We start from the raw sequence: 14,881 nt of genomic DNA on the forward strand, positions 1-14,881 counted from the left end.
CGGGGAAGCGATGGCGATCAATGTCGCAGCCGCCGTCGGTCGGGTTCTGACCCTGCAGCTGGCGGTCGCAAGCTTGGTTTCGCTGGGAATCGGTCTGGTTTGGGGCTGGCCGGCGGCAAAATCGAGTGCGCTGGGGGCTTTGATCGCATTTCTTCCCAACGCTTATTTCGCCCTCAGGATCGCCCGTAGCCGCGGGCAGACGCCGAAGCAGATCGTGCGCGGCTTCTACCTGGGGGAAGTGGTCAAGCTGGTGTTGACCGCGACCCTGTTTTTTTTGGTACTGAGGATGCCCGGGCTGCGGTTCGGGCCGTTGTTTGCAGGATTCGTGGCAGTATTGGGCGCGTTCTGGCTCGCCCTGCTGCTGGACAAGAAGACCAAGTGAGGCGTCATGGCTAAAAGTCCTACCGAGTACATCGTTCACCACCTGACCCCCCTGCACGTGGGCGAGGGTTTCTGGACCCTGCACCTCGATACGCTGTTCTTTTCCGCCGTGCTCGGCCTGGCCTTCGTGTTGGCCTTCAAGTTCACCGCCGAGCGGGCCACCGCCGGCGTGCCGGGGCCGATCCAGAATTTCGCCGAGATGCTGGTGGAATTCGTCGACAGCCAGGTCAAGGACACCTTCCACGGCCACAATCCGGTCATCGCCCCGCTGGCGCTGACCATCTTCTGCTGGGTGTTCCTGATGAACGCCATGGACCTGCTTCCGGTAGACCTGCTGCCCACCATCGCCGCCCTGGAAGGGATCCCTTATCTGCGGGTGGTGCCGAGCACCGATCTGAACGCCACCTTCGCCATGTCGATCACGGTGTTCTTCCTCATCATTTTCTACAGCTTCAAGGTCAAGGGGCCCTGGGAATATCTCAAGGACATCCTGCTGCACCCGTTCGGGGTCTGGTTCATTCCTTTCAACCTGCTGCTGCGACTGGTGGAGGAGCTGGCCAAGCCGGTTTCCCTGGCCCTGCGACTGTTCGGCAACATGTACGCGGGGGAGTTGATCTTCATCCTGATCGCCCTGATGCCCTGGTACCTGCAGCCGCTGCTCAGTTTCCCCTGGGCGGTGTTCCACATCCTGATCATCACCCTGCAGGCTTTCATCTTCATGGTGCTGACCATCGTCTATCTCAGCATGGCGCACGCATCCCATTGATTTTTACAACGACACGACATCACAAACGGAGGAAATGATGGAAAATCTGGCTCTGATCGCTGACATTCAAGGTCTCACCGCCATCGCTGTGGGTCTGGTTCTGGGCATGGGCGCCCTGGGGACCGCCATCGGGTTCGGCCTGCTCGGCGGCAAATTCCTGGAAGGCGCTGCGCGCCAGCCGGAAATGGTGCCGATGCTGCAGGTCAAGATGTTCATCGTCGCCGGTCTCCTGGACGCCGTGACCATGATCGGCGTGGGGATGGCGCTGTTCTTCACCTTTGCCAATCCGTTCCTGGCGCCGGTCACCGGCAGCTGAGGGCATCCGCCGGTGGCGGACTGACCGTCCCTTAAATCAAGACTGAACGAGGCAAAGGGTCGTGAGTATCAACATTACCCTTCTGGGGCAGATGATCACTTTCGCGCTTCTGGTGTGGTTCACCATGAAGTACGTCTGGCCGCCCCTGATGGAAGCGCTCGAGGAGCGCAAGCGCAAAATCGCTGAGGGTCTGGAAGCGGCCGAGCGCGGCAAGCACGAAATGGAACTGGCCGAGAAACGGGCCAAGGAATTGCTGCGCGAAACCCGCGAGGAAGCCAACGAGATCCTCAACAAGGCCCAGAAACGGGCGAACGAGATCATCGACGACGCCAAGGAAACCGCCCGCCAGGAAGGCGAGCGCCTGATCGCGGCGGCCAAGGCCGAGATCGAACAGGAAATGCAGCGGGCCAAGGAAAGCCTTAGGGAGCAGGTTTCCCAACTGGTGGTGACCGCGGCCGGGCAGATCCTCCAGGAAGAGATCGACGCCGGCAAACATCGCCGCATCCTTGAAGAGGTCACCCAGCAACTGGAACGAGTGCCATGAGCGAACCGATCACCCTGGCAAGGCCTTACGCCGAGGCCGCTTTCAAGCACGCCCTGGAGAGCGGCAGGCTCGAGCAATGGTCGAAGATGCTCGCTTTCCTCGCTGCCGCCCTGTCCGATCCCGAGCTGGTAGCGCTGGCCCAAAATCCCAAGATCGGCAAGGAGCGGTTTCTCCAGATCCTGCTCGACATCGGCAAGGGCTATCTGGACGCAGAAGGGCAGAACTTCGTCAAGTTGCTGGTTCACAACGACCGCATCACGCTGGCCCCGCAAATCCATGAGCTGTTCGAGCGCTACCGTGCCGAGCACGAAGGCATCGTGGACGTGGAAGTCAGGACCGCCTATCCCCTGGAAGCGGAAGATCAGGCCAAACTGACCCGGGCGCTGGAAAAGGCCCTGGGCCGGAAAATACGTCTGCAGCTTGCCGAGGACCGTGATCTGATCGGCGGGGTGGTCATCCGCGCGGGTGACAAGGTGATCGACGGCTCGGTGCGCGGGCGGCTCGAGCGTTTGGCAAAAAGACTCTACAGCTAGAGCGAGAACAGAATTATGCAATTGAATCCTGCGGAAATCAGCGATCTCATCAAAGAGAAGATCAAGGAATTCGAGGGTGCGGTGGAAGCCCGCACCCAGGGCACCATCGTCGGCATCACCGACGGCATCGTCCGCATCTACGGTCTTCAGGACGTCATGCACGGAGAGATGCTGGAGTTCCCCGGCGACACCTTCGGCATGGCCCTGAACCTGGAGCGCGATTCGGTCGGCGCCGTGGTCATGGGTTCCTATGAACACCTGAGCGAGGGCGACTGGGTCAAGTGCACCGGCAAGATCTTCCAGGTACCGGTGGGCGAGGCGCTGCTGGGGCGGGTGGTCGATGCGCTCGGCCGTCCTGTCGACGGTAAGGGGCCGGTCGAAACCGAACATTTTTCGGAGATCGAGAAGATCGCCCCCGGGGTGATCGCCCGGCAGTCGGTGGACCAGCCGCTGCAGACCGGCCTCAAGGCCATCGACTCGATGATTCCCATCGGCCGTGGCCAGCGTGAGCTCATCATCGGCGACCGCCAGACCGGTAAGACCGCCATCGCCATCGATACCATCATCAACCAGAAAGGCACCGGGGTGAAGTGTATCTACGTGGCGGTGGGACAGAAGCAGTCCACCGTCGCCAACATCGTCCGCAAGCTCGAAGAGCACGGCGCGATGGAATACACCACCGTGGTGGCGGCCACCGCGGCCGAATCGGCGGCATTGCAGTTCATCGCCCCCTATGCCGGCTGCGCCATGGGCGAATATTACCGCGACCGCGGTGAGGACGCCCTCATCATCTACGACGACCTCACCAAGCAGGCCTGGGCCTATCGTCAGGTATCCCTGCTGCTGCGGCGTCCGCCGGGCCGCGAGGCGTATCCCGGCGACATCTTCTACCTCCACTCGCGGCTGCTGGAGCGTGCCGCGCGCATCAGCGCTGCCGAGGTGGAAAAACGCACCAACGGTCAGGTGAAAGGCAAAACCGGTTCCCTGACCGCGCTGCCGATCATCGAAACCCAGGCCGGCGACGTGTCCGCCTTCGTGCCGACCAACGTGATCTCGATCACCGACGGTCAGATCTACCTGGAAACCGACCTCTTCAACGCCGGCATCCGCCCGGCGGTGAATCCGGGGATCTCGGTTTCCCGTGTCGGTGGTGCGGCCCAGACCAAGATCATCAAGAAACTCGGCGGCGGGATCCGTCTCGATCTGGCCCAGTACCGGGAACTGGCGGCCTTCGCCCAGTTCGCCTCCGATCTGGACGAGGCCACTCGCAAGCAGATCGAGCGTGGCCAGCGCATCACCGAACTGCTCAAACAGCCCCAGTATCAGCCGATGAGCATCGCCGAGCAAGCGGTGTCGCTGTTCGCCGCCACCCAGGGTTATCTGGACGACGTCCCGGTCGACAAGATTCAGGATTTCGAGGCCGCGCTGCAGGATTTCGTCAAATCCGAATACGCCGATCTCCTCGAGGAGATCGACCGCACCGGCGATTACAACGACGAAATCGCCGCGCGGTTGAAGGAAGCGGTCGAAAAGTTCAAATCCACTCACGCTTGGTAACGGGCCATGGCAGTCGGCAAAGAGATTCGCACCAAGATCTCGAGTATCAAAAATACTCAGAAGATCACCAAGGCCATGGAGATGGTGGCCGCCAGCAAGATGCGCAAGACCCAGGACCGCATGCAGGCCACCCGTCCCTACGCCCGGCGAATGCAGCGGATCATCCGTCACCTGGCCCACGCCCATCCGGAATACCGCCATCCTTATCTGCTGCCGCGGGACGGCAAGCGCATCGGTATCCTGCTGGTGTCCACCGACCGCGGCCTGTGCGGTGGTCTCAACGCCAACCTGTTCCGCGGTTTGCTACGGCGGATGAAGGAATGGGAGGAGGGCGGCCACATCCTGGAGATGAGCGTCATCGGCCAGAAAGGCGCCTCCTTCTTCTCCGGCGTCGGCGCCAACATCGTGGCTCAGAAGACCCAGCTGGGGGACGCGCCGCATCTGGAGGACGTCATCGGCGTGGTCAAGGTCATGCTCGACAAGTACGATGCCGGTGAGCTGGACCGGCTCTATCTGGTGTTCAACGAGTTCGTCAACACCATGACCCAGAAGCCGGTGATCCAGAAGCTATTGCCGGTCGAGGTGGAAGCGGAAGAAGACCAGCTCAAGCATCACTGGGACTACATCTACGAGCCCGACGCCAAGGAGGTGCTCGACGAGCTGCTCATGCGCTACGTCGAGTCCATCGTGTTCCAGGGGGTGGTGGAAAACAAGGCCTGCGAACAGGCGGCGCGGATGGTGGCGATGAAGAGCGCCTCCGACAACGCCGGCAAATTCATCGACGAGCTGCAGCTGCTCTACAACAAGGCCCGTCAAGCTTCCATCACCCAGGAAATTTCCGAGATCGTTTCGGGTGCGGCGGCGATTCAGCAGTAACCGGATACCAACATCAGCTTTCAAGAGGAATTCACATGAGTTCGGGTAAGATCGTACAAATCATCGGCGCGGTGGTCGACGTCGAATTCCCCCGCGAGAACCTGCCCAAGGTCTATCACGCCCTCAAGGTGGACGATGCCGACCTGACCCTGGAGGTCCAGCAGCAGCTGGGCGACGGTGTGGTGCGGACGGTGGCCATGGGCAGCACCGACGGTTTGCGTCGCGGCATGAGCGTCACCAACACTGGCGCCCCCATCACTACCCCGGTGGGCACCGAAACCCTGGGCCGGATCATGAACGTGCTCGGCCAGCCCATCGACGAAAAGGGCCCCATCGGTGAGAAGGAGCGCTGGCCCATCCATCGCAAGGCGCCAAGTTATGAGGATCAGGTGCCGGCCACCGAGCTGTTGGAAACCGGCATCAAGGTGATCGACCTGATCTGCCCCTTCGCCAAAGGCGGCAAGGTGGGTCTGTTCGGCGGCGCCGGCGTGGGCAAGACCGTCAACATGATGGAGCTGATCCGCAACATCGCCATCGAGCACTCCGGTTACTCGGTGTTCGCCGGGGTGGGGGAGCGGACCCGTGAGGGGAACGATTTCTACCACGAAATGCAGGAATCCAACGTGCTCGACAAGGTGGCCCTGGTGTACGGCCAGATGAACGAGCCGCCGGGCAACCGCCTGCGCGTGGCCCTGACCGGACTGACCATCGCCGAGTACTTCCGTGAGGAAGGCCGCGACGTGCTGCTGTTCATCGACAACATCTACCGTTACACCCTGGCTGGGACCGAGGTGTCGGCGCTGCTGGGCCGCATGCCTTCGGCGGTGGGTTACCAGCCGACCCTGGCGGAGGAAATGGGGATGCTGCAGGAGCGCATCACCTCCACCAAGACCGGTTCCATCACCTCCATCCAGGCGGTGTACGTGCCCGCCGACGACCTCACCGACCCGTCGCCGGCCACCACCTTCGCCCATCTGGACGCCACCGTGGTGCTGTCGCGCCAGATCGCGGAACTGGGCATCTATCCGGCGGTGGATCCCCTCGATTCCACCAGCCGTCAGCTCGATCCGCTGGTCATCGGCCACGAACACTACGACGTCGCCCGCCGGGTCCAGTCCACGCTGCAGCGCTACAAGGAGCTGCGCGACATCATCGCCATCCTGGGGATGGACGAACTGTCCGAGGAGGACAAGCTCACCGTCTCCCGGGCCCGCAAGATCCAGCGCTTCCTGTCGCAGCCGTTCTTCGTCGCCGAGGTGTTCACCGGCGCCCCGGGCAAGTACGTGCCCCTCTCGGAAACCATCCGCGGCTTCAAGGGGATCGTCGACGGCGAATACGACGACATTCCCGAACAGGCCTTCTACATGGTCGGCACCATCGACGAAGCCTTGGAAAAAGCCAAGAAACTGGCGGCCTGAGGTAAAGGAACATGGCCATGACCATTCATGTGGATATCGTCAGCGCCGAAGCGGAGATCTATTCCGGGACTGCGGAAATGGTCTTCGCGCCGGCGGAGCTGGGCGAGGTGGGCATCGCCCCCCGCCACGCCCCGTTCCTGTCGCGTCTGATTCCGGGGGAGGTCCGGGTCAAGGTGTCGGCTTCCGAGGAACTGCCCTTCTACGTCTCCGGTGGGATCATCGAGGTCCAGCCCCACGTGGTGACGGTCCTGGCCGACACCGCCATCCGGGCCAAGGACATCGACGAGGCCGCCGCCCTGGAGGCCAAGCGCCGGGCCGAGGAGGCCCTCAAGGACCGTTCCGGCAAGATCGACTACGCCAAGGCCCAGGCGGAGCTGGCGGAAGCGGTGCGGCAGCTGCAGATTCTCGAGCGTTACAAGAAGCACAAGGGGCGCTTCGAAAAATAGCGATCGTCGGCCGTTACAGGTTTGTGATTCTCGATGGCTCGTCAGGAAAGATCTTGGCGGGCTTTTTCTTTTGGACTACCTTTCTAGTTGTTCCCATTCAGGAAAGGCGATGCCCATGTTGAACGTGGTGATACTGGCCGCCGGCCAGGGGACGCGGATGCGTTCCGATCTTCCCAAAGTCCTGCACACCGTCGGCGGCAAGCCGCTGTTGCAGCATGTCTACGAGCTGGCGGCAAGCCTGCGGCCGGATTCGCTCACCGTCGTCTACGGCCACGGTGGGGAGCGGGTGAGACGACGGTTCTCCGCTTGGCCGGTGCATTGGGTCGAACAAGTCCGCCAGTTAGGTACCGGCCACGCGGTGCAGCAGGCCCTGCCCCACCTGGAGCGGGGGCAGGTGCTGATTCTCTACGGCGACGTTCCCTTGCTCCGCAAACCCACGGTGTTGCGTCTGCTCGAAGCCGGCGCCGGCGGCAGGCTGGCATTGCTGACCGTCGAACTCGAAGATCCCACCGGTTACGGCCGCATCGTCCGCGATCCTGACACAGGCCAGGTGCTGCGGATCGTGGAGGAAAAGGACGCCACTCCGGAGGAGAAGCCTATCCGAGAGGTCAACACCGGCATTCTGGCCGTACCGGTCGAGGCGTTGAAGATCTGGCTCGGGCGCTTGAACAACGACAACGCCCAGGGGGAATACTATCTGACCGATATCATTGCCATGGCCGTGGCCGACGGGGTACCCATCGAGACGGTTGGCGCCGACCCCGATGAGGTCGAGGGGGTCAACAACAAGCGTCAATTGGCGGAACTGGAGCGGGTCTGGCAGCGTCGTCAGGCCGGCGCGTTGATGGATCAGGGCGTGACTCTGCGCGATCCGGAGCGCTTCGACGTCCGCGGGGAGGTCGAGGCCGGCCGTGACGTGGAGATCGACCCCAACGTGATGCTGGAAGGCCGGGTCCGTCTCGGCGACCGGGTCAGGATCGGGATGGGTGCGGTCATCCGCGACGCCGAGATCGGCAGTGATGTGGAAATCCTGCCTTACAGCGTCATCGACGGCGTCCGCATCGGGCCCGGGTGCCGCATCGGTCCCTTCGCCCGCCTGCGTCCGGAGACGGTGCTGGCCGACCACGTCCACATCGGCAACTTCGTCGAGATCAAGAAATCCTGCGTCGGTTCAGGTTCCAAGATCAATCATCTGAGCTATGTCGGTGACAGCGAGGTGGGGGCCGGGGTCAACATCGGCGCCGGCACCATCACCTGCAACTACGACGGCGTCAACAAGCACCGCACGGTGATCGGGGACGGTGCCTTCATCGGCTCCGACACCCAGCTGGTGGCGCCGGTGCGGGTCGGCGAGGGGGCCACCATCGGCGCCGGTTCCACCATCACCCGCGACGCCCCCGCCGGCAAGCTGACCCTCAGCCGCAGCAAACAGGTCACCGTCGAACACTGGCAACGTCCCCAGAAGAAATCTTGAAGCGAGGTAAGTGATATGTGTGGCATCGTCGGCGCCATCGCGCAGCGCAACGTGGTTCCCATCCTGATCGAAGGCCTGCGGCGGTTGGAATACCGCGGCTACGATTCGGCCGGGGTGGCGGTGATTCAGGACGGCGAGATCCGCCGCCGCCGCAAACAGGGCAAGGTGGCCGAGCTGGCCGCCGCCATCGAAGCCGATCCCATCGAGGGCCGGATCGGCATCGCCCACACCCGCTGGGCCACCCACGGGGTGCCGAGCGAACGCAACGCCCATCCCCACGTGTGCCGGAACACCGTCGCCCTGGTCCACAACGGCATCATCGAGAACCACGAAACCCTACGCGAGGAACAGACAGCCGCCGGCTATGAATTCACCTCCGAAACCGACACCGAGGTGGTGGTCCACGCGGTCCACGACCAGCTCCAGCGCACCGGTTCCCTGTTGGAGGCGGTCCAGGCCACGGTCGCCAAGCTGGAAGGGGCCTATGCTCTCGGAGTGGTCAGCGTCACCGAACCGGACGTGCTGGTGGCCTGCCGCAAAGGCAGCCCGCTGGTGATCGGCCTCGGCATCGGCGAATACTTCATCGCCTCCGACATCGCCGCCCTGCTGCCGGTGACCCGGCGCTTCGTCTTCCTCGAGGACGGCGACATCGCCGAGCTGACCCCGGAGGGCGTGCGGATCTTCGACGCGGCCGGCAATCCGGTGGAGCGGCCGGTCAAGGACAGCGAGGTTCAGCTCGATGCGGTGGAACGGGGGGAATACCGCCATTACATGCAGAAGGAGATCTTCGAACAGCCCCGCGCCATCGCCGAGACCCTGGAAGGCCGCTTCAACGGCCTGAAGCTGATCGAGGAAGCCTTCGGCAACGACGCGCCGGCGGTATTCGATCGGGTCAAGGCGGTGCAGATTCTCGCCTGTGGCACCAGTTATCATGCCGGCCTGGTGGCGCGCTACTGGATGGAATCCCTGGCCGGCATCCCCTGCAACGTCGAGGTGGCGAGCGAATACCGCTACCGCGATCCGGTGCTGCTGCCCGACACCTTGGTGGTCACCATCTCCCAATCCGGGGAAACCGCCGACACCCTGGCGGCGTTGGAGGAGGCCAAGCACCGCGGCGCGCTCCATTCCCTGGCCATCTGCAACGTGCAGGAAAGCTCGCTGGTGCGCGAATCCGACCTGGTACTGCTGACCCGTGCCGGCCCCGAGATCGGCGTCGCCTCCACCAAGGCTTTCACCACCCAGCTGGTGGCTTTGATGATGCTGACCATCGCCCTGGGACGGCGTCACCGCCTCGACCGGGTGACGGAAAAGCGCATCGCCTCCCAGCTCTTCGCCCTGCCGGCCCGGGTCGAGGACGTGCTGGAACTGGACGACCGGATCCGCGCCCTGTCGGAACGCTTCGCCGACAAACAGCACGCCCTGTTTCTGGGACGGGGCAGTCACTATCCCGTCGCCATGGAAGGTGCCCTCAAGCTCAAGGAAATCTCCTACATCCACGCCGAAGCCTATCCCGCCGGTGAGCTCAAACACGGCCCCCTGGCGCTGGTGGACGCCGACATGCCGGTGATCGCCGTGGCGCCCAACAACTCCCTGCTGGAAAAGCTCAAATCCAACCTGCAGGAGGTCAGGGCCCGCGGTGGCGAGCTGTACGTGTTCGCCGACGAGACCCTTGACGTGCAGCCCGATGACCATACCCACGTGCTGACCGTGACCCCCACCGAAAACGAGCTGTCGCCGGTGATCTTCACCGTGCCGCTGCAGCTTCTGGCCTATCACGTGGCGGTGATCCGCGGCACCGATGTGGATCAGCCGCGCAATCTGGCCAAGTCGGTGACGGTGGAGTAAATTCATCGTTTTCGAACCGAACCTTGAGGAGGAAACGATGAGACGACGTCACTTCATGACCGGTGCCGCCGTCCTCGCCGCCGCCGGGGCGGTGCGTCCCGCACTGGCCGCTCCGCCGTCGCCGGCCGGCGGCGTCTATTACACTCAAGACCTGCCGGGACGCTGGAAGGGCAAGGAGGCCGGTCATGTGCCGCGGATGGAGGTGCTGGGGCGGGTCGGTGGCCTCCATATCCGGGTGACCACCGCTCATCCGATGGATGGCTGCCGTCATTACATCGTCAAGCACGTGATCCTCGACGGCAAATACCGCTTCTTGGACGAGCATCTCTTCGACCCGGAAAAAGACAAGGTGCCGGTATCCGAATTCAACCTGGGTACCTATCGCGGGCAGATCTACCTGCTCAGCATGTGCAACCTGCACGACGTCTGGCTGGCGACCTACCGGGTCTGACGCGCTCATCAATTTGCTTTTTGCTTTTCCGGAGGGCTGGGAAGGGTCTGCCGGGCCGAAATCCGTCCGTGAATTTAGGCCCGGTGCAGCCTTCCCTGGCCGCTGACAAACCCTTCCCAGCCCTCCTCCCGCAGGGAGGGGCGTGGCAGTCTATACTTGCTCCTGAAGCAATTTTTTCAGGAGCGAGAAATGAGACACGTCTATCGACTGAGCGGATGGTGGCTGCTGGCGCTGCTGATTCTGGCTGTACCGGCCTGGGCCGGGGATGACGAAGAGGAGGAGAAGGCGACCCCGGAGATCGAATATCTGGCCCTGCAGCCGAAGCTGATCGTCAACCTGGCCGGCCGCCGCCATTATCTGCGCGCCGACGTGCAGCTGATGATCAAGGGCAAGGACAACAAGGAGCGGATCCAGAAGCACATGCCGCTGATCCGCCATGCCCTGATCATGTTGTTCAGCGGTCTGCCGCCGGAGCAGGTCGCCGACATTTCCCAGCGCGAGCAGCTGCGGGAGAAAGCGCTGATGGAGATCCGCAAACTGCTCGACCGTTATTCCGACAGCGACGGCCTCAAGGATGTGTTTTTCACCGAATTCCTGGTGCAATGACGCTATAATCGCCCTGGGCAGTCAGGCCTGAAGGGAGGAAACCATGCCGTATCTGCGTATCGAAACCAACGTTGAGCTGGATGACGCCAAGATCGACCATTTACTGTCCGCCGCCTCCAAGGCGATCGCGGCGGAGCTGGGCAAACCGGAACGTTACGTGATGGTGCAGGTGACCGGCGGGGCGGCGCTGATGTTCGATGCCAGTCGGGAACCGGCCGCCTATGTGGAGCTGAAGAGCATCGGTCTGCCCGAAGGCCAGACCCAGCCGCTGTCGCGCTTTTTGTGTGCCTTTCTGGAGAAGGAGCTGGGAATCGCGCCGGACCGGATCTATATCGAGTTCATCGACATTCCCCGAAAATTCTGGGGCTGGAACGGCGGGACGTTCTAATAGCGAATGAAGGAAGGGCCGGTCGCGACCGGCCCTTTCAGACTCAGTGCCAGCCGCCGTACTGCTTGGTCAGGTCCCCCTTGAAGCCGGTCGAGGAGCGCTTGCCTCCCTGGCTGGGGCGCATGTTGATCGCCGCTCCGGCCGCCTTGGCGATGTTCTCCGGGGTCAGGCCGCCTAGCTGACGGGCGGATTTCACCACCAGATCGGTATAGGGGCTGATGTCTTGTTCCACCACCTGATTGCTGGTGACCACCGCCAGCAGCTGTTTGTTGTCGGGCAGCCTGGCCACCAGCAACAGGGGATAGGGGGCAGTGGCCGGAATGGTGATTTCGAAATGGCCGCTGGCGTCGGCGTCCGTGGTCGCCAGCAGACGGCCTTGTTCATCGGTTGCCTCGATCACCGCCAGCGGCACCGGGCCGTTGTCGTCGCTGACCAGCCCCTTGATGGTCGTGGGTCCCCGGCCGGTAGCGCTGCCGTTGTCTTCGCTGCAGCCACCGAGCGCCAGTCCCAGGATGAAAATCAGCCAGAAAAACGGTTTCATGGTCGTCACCTCTTCAGGAAGTCATTGGGATGCCTGTTCTTGTTTGCGTTTCTGCCTCTCTTCGTAGGCTTTGAGCTGTTCCGGGGTCGCTTCGGTCTGGTATTTGGCTTTCCATTCCGCATACGGCATGCCGTAGATCTGCTCCCTTGCGGTTTCGTAATCCAGTTCGACGCCCCGGGCTTCGGCTTCGGCCTTGAGCCATTTGGCCAGACAGTTGCGGCAGAAGTCGGCGGTGATCATCAGTTCGATGTTCTGCACCTCCGGATGATTGCGCAAATGTTCGACCAGGCGGCGGAAAGCGGCCGCTTCGATTTCGTTTTGGAGTCGTTCGTCCATCATGGTTTTCCGGGAAGGTTGATTCGAAGATCCGTTGTTGCACAGGGGAAGGGGACAGGATAGCATAGCCAGATCGGATCGATTCGGATCGCTCTCATGCGGATAGACCGGTTCTTTCACGCACCCGTGCCGCACAGCGCAGGCCGGAACCCGGTTCCCGTCAGGGCGGTCGAAGCGGTGCGGCCGGTTCCTCGGGAGGATATGCGCCGTCCACTGAGCGAATTCGTTCAGCGGTCCGGCGGTGCCGCGGCGGCCGATTTGCCCACCGACCGGCGGATACGTCAGGCGCTCGAGGCTTATCTGAGCCATAGCGCACCGGAAACCGCAGCGGCAACCTTGTTCGGCGTGGACGTTTACGTATGAAGTTATTGTTCGATTTTTTTCCCATCATTCTGTTCTTCGTCGCCTACAAGCTCGAAGGCATCTATACCGCCACCGTGGTGGCCATCGCCGCCACCTTCGTCCAGGTGGGCTGGATGTGGCTGCGCCACCGTCGGGTCGAAACCATGCACCTGGTCACCCTGGCGCTGATCGTGATCTTCGGCGGGGCGACCCTGTATCTCCACGACGAGCAGTTCATCAAGTGGAAACCCACGGTAATCAACTGGCTCTTCGGCATCGCGTTTCTCACCAGCCAGTTCTTCGGTGACAAGCCCTTCATCCAGCGGATGATGGCCGGCAACATCGAGCTGCCGCGGCCGGTCTGGTACCGGCTCAATCTCAGCTGGGCGCTGTTCTTCCTGTTTCTGGGAGCGCTCAATCTGGTCGTGGTCTATACCTTCGACACCGATACCTGGGTCAATTTCAAGCTGTTCGGGATGCTGGGCCTGACCTTGGCCTTCGTCATACTGCAGGCGGCTTTCCTGTCCCGTTATCTGCCCGAACCGGAATCGGAACAGGAATGACCATGCTGTATGCCATTCTCGCCGAGGACGCCCCCGGCACCCTGACGTTGCGCCGCGAGAACCGCCCCGCCCATCTGCAGCGCCTGGAAGCGTTGCAGGCGGAAGGTCGTTTGCTGCTGGCCGGACCCCATCCCGCCATCGACAGTCCCGATCCGGGGGAGGCGGGTTTCAGCGGCAGCCTGATAGTGGCGGAATTTCCCAGTCTGGAAGCGGCCCGGGCATGGGCCGAAGCCGATCCCTACCACAAAGCGGGCGTCTATGCCCGCGTCACCGTCAAACCCTTCCTGCAGGTATTTCCAAGATGAGCGATCGCGTCTCACGGATCAAGGACCGTTTGCGACAGACCCTGTCCCCGCAACATCTGGAGCTGGTGGACGCCAGCGCCGCCCACGCCGGCCACGCCCAGGCGGGGGGCGCCGGGCATTTCTATCTCACCATCGTCTCCGCGGCTTTTGCCGGCAAGGGGCCGGTCCAGCGCCATCAGCTGGTCTATCAGGCGCTTGGGGACATGATGCAGAGCGAAATCCACGCCCTCAGCATCCAGGCCTACACCCCTGAAGAATTTGCAACCAAAGGATGAAATCCATGAAGAAAACGCTACTTTTCACCGCCCTTTCTCTCGCCGTTCTGAGCGGCTGCAATGCCGGCGGCAACAAAGCTTCCGAGGCCCTGTCCCTGGCACCGGTGGACGAAAAGGACATCGTCGCCACCGTCAATGGCCGTCCGATTTCACGTCAGGAGCTCGACTACATCAAATCGGAAATCACCCGAGGCAATCCCCAGGCGAAGATCAACATCCCGGAAGACAAGCTGGTCGAGGAACTGGTCAACCGCGAGCTGCTGCGCCAGGAGGCCGTTCAGAAACAGCTGACCCGGCAACCGGAGGTGGCCACCCGGATCCGCTATACCGAGCGGGCGGTGCTGTCCCAGGCCGACGCCCAGGAATATCTGAAACAGCATCCTGTCACCGAAGAACAGATCAAGGCCGAATACGACCGCTTGGTGGGGGCGATGAAACAGCAGGAATTCAAGGCCCGCCACATCCTGGTCAAAAGCAAGGAAGAAGCCGAGGAAATCATCAAGCAGCTGGACCAGGGCAAGGATTTCGCCGAGCTGGCCAAGCAGTACTCCATCGGTCCTTCGGCCAAGAGCGGCGGCGACCTGGGCTGGTTCACGCCGCAGCGCATGGTCAAACCTTTCGCCGATGCGGTGGTCGCGCTCAAGGACGGGGAATACACCAAGGAGCCGGTGCAGACCCGCTTCGGCTGGCACGTGATCCTGCGGGAACAGTCCCGGGCCAAGACTCCGCCCCCTTACGAACAGGTCAAGCCGCAGATCGAGCAGATGCTCAAGCGCAAGCTGATCCAGCAGCACATTCAGGAACTCAAACAGAAGGCGGACATCAAGCTGAAAACCGCCGAGCAGAAGGCTGCCCCGGCGCCCCAGCCGGCCGAAACCGCAACGCCCTGAAACCTGGCTTCCAAGCGCTTGGAAAGGC

General features: G+C 62.5%; 21 protein-coding genes. 19 read left to right on the forward strand and 2 right to left on the reverse strand.

Annotation, left to right across the window (positions count from 1 at the left end):
• The first annotated feature begins 10 nt into the window (after nucleotides 1-10).
• The 14 genes from MIN45_RS04055 to MIN45_RS04120 all read left to right on the forward strand — a co-directional run bounded on the left by MIN45_RS04055 (nucleotide 11) and on the right by MIN45_RS04120 (nucleotide 11,601).
• Complete coding sequence (locus MIN45_RS04055) at nucleotides 11-382, forward strand: ATP synthase subunit I (protein ID WP_286293525.1); 372 nt, start codon at nucleotides 11-13, stop codon at nucleotides 380-382.
• A gap of 6 nt (nucleotides 383-388) precedes the next feature.
• A complete protein-coding gene (gene atpB, locus MIN45_RS04060) occupies nucleotides 389-1,147 on the forward strand; it encodes a F0F1 ATP synthase subunit A (protein WP_286293526.1) in 759 nt (252 codons plus the stop codon).
• 37 nt (nucleotides 1,148-1,184) lie between these two features.
• Nucleotides 1,185-1,463 carry a F0F1 ATP synthase subunit C gene (atpE, locus tag MIN45_RS04065; RefSeq protein WP_422732680.1) on the forward strand — a complete coding sequence of 93 codons (279 nt, stop codon included), beginning with the start codon at nucleotides 1,185-1,187 and terminating at the stop codon, nucleotides 1,461-1,463.
• A gap of 61 nt (nucleotides 1,464-1,524) precedes the next feature.
• Nucleotides 1,525-2,007, forward strand: coding sequence for a F0F1 ATP synthase subunit B (locus MIN45_RS04070; RefSeq protein WP_286293527.1), 483 nt, complete (start codon nucleotides 1,525-1,527; stop codon nucleotides 2,005-2,007).
• Nucleotides 2,004-2,540, forward strand: coding sequence for a F0F1 ATP synthase subunit delta (locus MIN45_RS04075; protein WP_286293528.1), 537 nt, complete (start codon nucleotides 2,004-2,006; stop codon nucleotides 2,538-2,540). Before MIN45_RS04070 ends, MIN45_RS04075 begins: the two co-directional genes overlap by 4 nt.
• A 15-nt stretch (nucleotides 2,541-2,555) precedes the next feature.
• Nucleotides 2,556-4,097, forward strand: coding sequence for a F0F1 ATP synthase subunit alpha (gene atpA / locus MIN45_RS04080; protein ID WP_479691242.1), 1,542 nt, complete (start codon nucleotides 2,556-2,558; stop codon nucleotides 4,095-4,097).
• A gap of 6 nt (nucleotides 4,098-4,103) precedes the next feature.
• Nucleotides 4,104-4,973 (forward strand): F0F1 ATP synthase subunit gamma, encoded by an 870-nt coding sequence (gene atpG / locus MIN45_RS04085; protein ID WP_286293529.1) that lies wholly within the window; start codon nucleotides 4,104-4,106, stop codon nucleotides 4,971-4,973.
• Between the two features lie 35 nt (nucleotides 4,974-5,008).
• Nucleotides 5,009-6,391: a F0F1 ATP synthase subunit beta gene (gene atpD, locus MIN45_RS04090; protein WP_286293530.1), complete on the forward strand. Its 1,383-nt coding sequence runs from the start codon at nucleotides 5,009-5,011 to the stop codon at nucleotides 6,389-6,391.
• 11 nt (nucleotides 6,392-6,402) lie between these two features.
• Nucleotides 6,403-6,837 carry a F0F1 ATP synthase subunit epsilon gene (locus tag MIN45_RS04095; RefSeq protein ID WP_286293531.1) on the forward strand — a complete coding sequence of 145 codons (435 nt, stop codon included), beginning with the start codon at nucleotides 6,403-6,405 and terminating at the stop codon, nucleotides 6,835-6,837.
• A gap of 109 nt (nucleotides 6,838-6,946) precedes the next feature.
• Nucleotides 6,947-8,311 carry a bifunctional UDP-N-acetylglucosamine diphosphorylase/glucosamine-1-phosphate N-acetyltransferase GlmU gene (glmU, locus tag MIN45_RS04100; RefSeq protein WP_286293532.1) on the forward strand — a complete coding sequence of 455 codons (1,365 nt, stop codon included), beginning with the start codon at nucleotides 6,947-6,949 and terminating at the stop codon, nucleotides 8,309-8,311.
• Nucleotides 8,312-8,326: 15 nt separating this feature from the next.
• Nucleotides 8,327-10,156, forward strand: a complete 1,830-nt coding sequence (gene glmS / locus MIN45_RS04105; RefSeq protein ID WP_286293533.1) for a glutamine--fructose-6-phosphate transaminase (isomerizing) — start codon at nucleotides 8,327-8,329, stop codon at nucleotides 10,154-10,156.
• Between the two features lie 37 nt (nucleotides 10,157-10,193).
• Nucleotides 10,194-10,607 (forward strand): desulfoferrodoxin family protein, encoded by a 414-nt coding sequence (locus tag MIN45_RS04110; RefSeq protein ID WP_286293534.1) that lies wholly within the window; start codon nucleotides 10,194-10,196, stop codon nucleotides 10,605-10,607.
• 189 nt (nucleotides 10,608-10,796) lie between these two features.
• Nucleotides 10,797-11,213, forward strand: coding sequence for a flagellar basal body-associated FliL family protein (locus tag MIN45_RS04115; RefSeq protein WP_286293535.1), 417 nt, complete (start codon nucleotides 10,797-10,799; stop codon nucleotides 11,211-11,213).
• A 43-nt stretch (nucleotides 11,214-11,256) separates the two neighbouring features.
• Nucleotides 11,257-11,601 carry a phenylpyruvate tautomerase MIF-related protein gene (locus MIN45_RS04120; RefSeq protein ID WP_286293536.1) on the forward strand — a complete coding sequence of 115 codons (345 nt, stop codon included), beginning with the start codon at nucleotides 11,257-11,259 and terminating at the stop codon, nucleotides 11,599-11,601.
• 43 nt (nucleotides 11,602-11,644) lie between these two features.
• Here MIN45_RS04120 and MIN45_RS04125 read toward each other — a convergent pair whose 3' ends face one another.
• The gene (locus MIN45_RS04125; RefSeq protein ID WP_286293537.1) at nucleotides 11,645-12,142 is read right to left on the reverse strand and encodes a carboxypeptidase-like regulatory domain-containing protein; all 498 of its coding nucleotides are present in this window, start codon (nucleotides 12,140-12,142) and stop codon (nucleotides 11,645-11,647) included.
• A 21-nt stretch (nucleotides 12,143-12,163) separates the two neighbouring features.
• Nucleotides 12,164-12,478 (reverse strand): DUF1244 domain-containing protein, encoded by a 315-nt coding sequence (locus tag MIN45_RS04130; protein ID WP_286293538.1) that lies wholly within the window; start codon nucleotides 12,476-12,478, stop codon nucleotides 12,164-12,166.
• A gap of 201 nt (nucleotides 12,479-12,679) precedes the next feature.
• On the opposite strand from MIN45_RS04130, the gene MIN45_RS04135 reads away from it, so the two are divergent.
• Genes MIN45_RS04135 through MIN45_RS04155 form a run of 5 tightly spaced genes read left to right on the forward strand, consistent with a single transcriptional unit; the run spans nucleotide 12,680 to nucleotide 14,853 of the window.
• A complete protein-coding gene (locus MIN45_RS04135) occupies nucleotides 12,680-12,841 on the forward strand; it encodes a hypothetical protein (RefSeq protein ID WP_286293539.1) in 162 nt (53 codons plus the stop codon).
• On the forward strand, nucleotides 12,838-13,383 hold the full coding sequence (locus MIN45_RS04140; protein WP_286293540.1) for a septation protein A: 546 nt from the start codon (nucleotides 12,838-12,840) through the stop codon (nucleotides 13,381-13,383). Before MIN45_RS04135 ends, MIN45_RS04140 begins: the two co-directional genes overlap by 4 nt.
• A gap of 2 nt (nucleotides 13,384-13,385) precedes the next feature.
• Nucleotides 13,386-13,688 carry a YciI family protein gene (locus MIN45_RS04145; protein WP_286294121.1) on the forward strand — a complete coding sequence of 101 codons (303 nt, stop codon included), beginning with the start codon at nucleotides 13,386-13,388 and terminating at the stop codon, nucleotides 13,686-13,688.
• Nucleotides 13,685-13,963, forward strand: coding sequence for a BolA family protein (locus MIN45_RS04150; protein ID WP_286293541.1), 279 nt, complete (start codon nucleotides 13,685-13,687; stop codon nucleotides 13,961-13,963). The genes MIN45_RS04145 and MIN45_RS04150 overlap by 4 nt, the downstream gene beginning before the upstream one ends.
• A gap of 5 nt (nucleotides 13,964-13,968) precedes the next feature.
• The gene (locus MIN45_RS04155) at nucleotides 13,969-14,853 is read left to right on the forward strand and encodes a peptidylprolyl isomerase (RefSeq protein WP_286293542.1); all 885 of its coding nucleotides are present in this window, start codon (nucleotides 13,969-13,971) and stop codon (nucleotides 14,851-14,853) included.
• Nucleotides 14,854-14,881: the final 28 nt, after the last annotated feature.

Origin of the sequence: Methylomarinovum tepidoasis, assembly GCF_030294985.1 — a bacterium.
Classification (GTDB): Bacteria; Pseudomonadota; Gammaproteobacteria; order Methylococcales; family Methylothermaceae; genus Methylohalobius; species Methylohalobius tepidoasis.

What these genes read in the sequence shown, in the direction of transcription:
- MIN45_RS04150 (WP_286293541.1), top strand. Translation starts at nt 13,685, where the DNA reads ATGAGCGATCGCGTCTCACGGATCAAGGACCGTTTGCGACAGACCCTG.
- MIN45_RS04140 (WP_286293540.1), top strand. Translation starts at nt 12,838, where the DNA reads ATGAAGTTATTGTTCGATTTTTTTCCCATCATTCTGTTCTTCGTCGCC.
- atpG (WP_286293529.1), top strand. Translation starts at nt 4,104, where the DNA reads ATGGCAGTCGGCAAAGAGATTCGCACCAAGATCTCGAGTATCAAAAAT.
- atpB (WP_286293526.1), top strand. Translation starts at nt 389, where the DNA reads ATGGCTAAAAGTCCTACCGAGTACATCGTTCACCACCTGACCCCCCTG.
- glmU (WP_286293532.1), top strand. Translation starts at nt 6,947, where the DNA reads ATGCCCATGTTGAACGTGGTGATACTGGCCGCCGGCCAGGGGACGCGG.
- MIN45_RS04055 (WP_286293525.1), top strand. Translation starts at nt 11, where the DNA reads ATGGCGATCAATGTCGCAGCCGCCGTCGGTCGGGTTCTGACCCTGCAG.
- MIN45_RS04115 (WP_286293535.1), top strand. Translation starts at nt 10,797, where the DNA reads ATGAGACACGTCTATCGACTGAGCGGATGGTGGCTGCTGGCGCTGCTG.
- atpA (WP_479691242.1), top strand. Translation starts at nt 2,556, where the DNA reads ATGCAATTGAATCCTGCGGAAATCAGCGATCTCATCAAAGAGAAGATC.
- MIN45_RS04145 (WP_286294121.1), top strand. Translation starts at nt 13,386, where the DNA reads ATGCTGTATGCCATTCTCGCCGAGGACGCCCCCGGCACCCTGACGTTG.
- MIN45_RS04110 (WP_286293534.1), top strand. Translation starts at nt 10,194, where the DNA reads ATGAGACGACGTCACTTCATGACCGGTGCCGCCGTCCTCGCCGCCGCC.
- MIN45_RS04095 (WP_286293531.1), top strand. Translation starts at nt 6,403, where the DNA reads ATGGCCATGACCATTCATGTGGATATCGTCAGCGCCGAAGCGGAGATC.
- MIN45_RS04075 (WP_286293528.1), top strand. Translation starts at nt 2,004, where the DNA reads ATGAGCGAACCGATCACCCTGGCAAGGCCTTACGCCGAGGCCGCTTTC.
- glmS (WP_286293533.1), top strand. Translation starts at nt 8,327, where the DNA reads ATGTGTGGCATCGTCGGCGCCATCGCGCAGCGCAACGTGGTTCCCATC.
- atpE (WP_422732680.1), top strand. Translation starts at nt 1,185, where the DNA reads ATGGAAAATCTGGCTCTGATCGCTGACATTCAAGGTCTCACCGCCATC.
- MIN45_RS04130 (WP_286293538.1), bottom strand. Translation starts at nt 12,478, where the DNA reads ATGGACGAACGACTCCAAAACGAAATCGAAGCGGCCGCTTTCCGCCGC.
- MIN45_RS04120 (WP_286293536.1), top strand. Translation starts at nt 11,257, where the DNA reads ATGCCGTATCTGCGTATCGAAACCAACGTTGAGCTGGATGACGCCAAG.
- MIN45_RS04135 (WP_286293539.1), top strand. Translation starts at nt 12,680, where the DNA reads ATGCGCCGTCCACTGAGCGAATTCGTTCAGCGGTCCGGCGGTGCCGCG.
- MIN45_RS04125 (WP_286293537.1), bottom strand. Translation starts at nt 12,142, where the DNA reads ATGAAACCGTTTTTCTGGCTGATTTTCATCCTGGGACTGGCGCTCGGT.
- MIN45_RS04155 (WP_286293542.1), top strand. Translation starts at nt 13,969, where the DNA reads ATGAAGAAAACGCTACTTTTCACCGCCCTTTCTCTCGCCGTTCTGAGC.
- atpD (WP_286293530.1), top strand. Translation starts at nt 5,009, where the DNA reads ATGAGTTCGGGTAAGATCGTACAAATCATCGGCGCGGTGGTCGACGTC.